Genomic DNA, 1,210 nt, shown 5'->3' on the forward strand with positions numbered 1-1,210 from the left:
TACGCCTTTTGGTTATGTTCACCGTAAACGTTTTCAGATAGTTATAGTTAACGTCCGGTGGCTTGCCTCAGTGGCGTCCCTATCACCGAACAATCACAAATATATACCAAACTTTGAGTTATCAGCGTATTTTCTAAAGAAACACAGAATTAAGCCATTGAGGCAAACCGCTGTTAGTGACAGGTTTTTTATTTCGTCTTAATAATATTATTTGCAATTTGATTTATTATTTTCAATTATTCAAATACTCTAGCCGCTAAAAGAATTTCGGCAAAGAGTTTCCATGTTGGCTGATCATTTTCACTTTCATAATTATAACCATACAAGCCTTCTAAATAACTTTCTAAAGTATCGTTTTCCCAATCTTCTTTATTTTTCCCAAAGTTTTCTTTAAGTTTCTGAAGGAAGAATTCAAAATCTGTTCTGCAAGTTATCTTGTCAACTATTTCAACTATTTCATTGTTTTCTTTCATATTTTTTGAAGTTTCTTCTGCCCCATTTTTTGGTAAACTTGTCACTAACGTCCGGTGGCTTGCCTCAGTGGCGTTCCCATCACCGAACAATCACAAATATAAACCAAACTTTGAGTTATCAGCGTATTTTCTAAAGAATAACAGAATTAGCCATTGAGGCAAACCGCTGTTATGTGCCGTTTTATTTTTTCACAGTCAAATTAAAGAATTCCGGAAATGCTATCGTCGAAAAGATTAGTAACAAAACTAAAATAGTGCTGATAATAAAATAATTGCTGCCTAAATTTTTAATATTTTGGTTTTCATATTTGGTTAAAAGAGTTTCATTTTTTCCATTGTGGACTAACAAAAAATAATTTGAGAAGAAGAAAAACAATGCAATACTCAAATTTCGGATGGTTTTGTTTACCGGAAGCATATCAAATACATTACTATGGATTCTGGCAACAAGAATTAAGAGAATACCAATTAATAAAATATTTATAATATTAGTCGCACTCAAAACAATGAGCGAGAGAATTAAAGAAGCATTTTTATTTTCGTTTTGTGCAAGCTTTATCTTAAGAAATAAACTGACCCAAATTCTGTAATATATTTTTAGCATTTCTGATTTTTAATTCTTTGGATAATTCCTAATTGATAGGGTTTCAAAATGGCATATAACGTCCCCGCGGCTTGCATTCAGTGGCTTACCTGACACCGGACAATTGCAAATATAAACCAAACTTTAAGTTATC

Annotated in this window: 1 protein-coding gene; it reads right to left on the minus strand. The window is 32.1% G+C overall.

The annotated features are described in order from the left end of the window. Positions 1-236 precede the first annotated feature (236 nt). On the minus strand, positions 237-473 hold the full coding sequence (locus FNW07_RS13660; protein WP_144265652.1) for a hypothetical protein: 237 nt from the start codon (positions 471-473) through the stop codon (positions 237-239). Positions 474-1,210: the final 737 nt, after the last annotated feature.

It is taken from the genome of Flavobacterium sp. GT3R68 (assembly GCF_007109225.1).
Taxonomy (GTDB): domain Bacteria; phylum Bacteroidota; class Bacteroidia; order Flavobacteriales; family Flavobacteriaceae; genus Flavobacterium.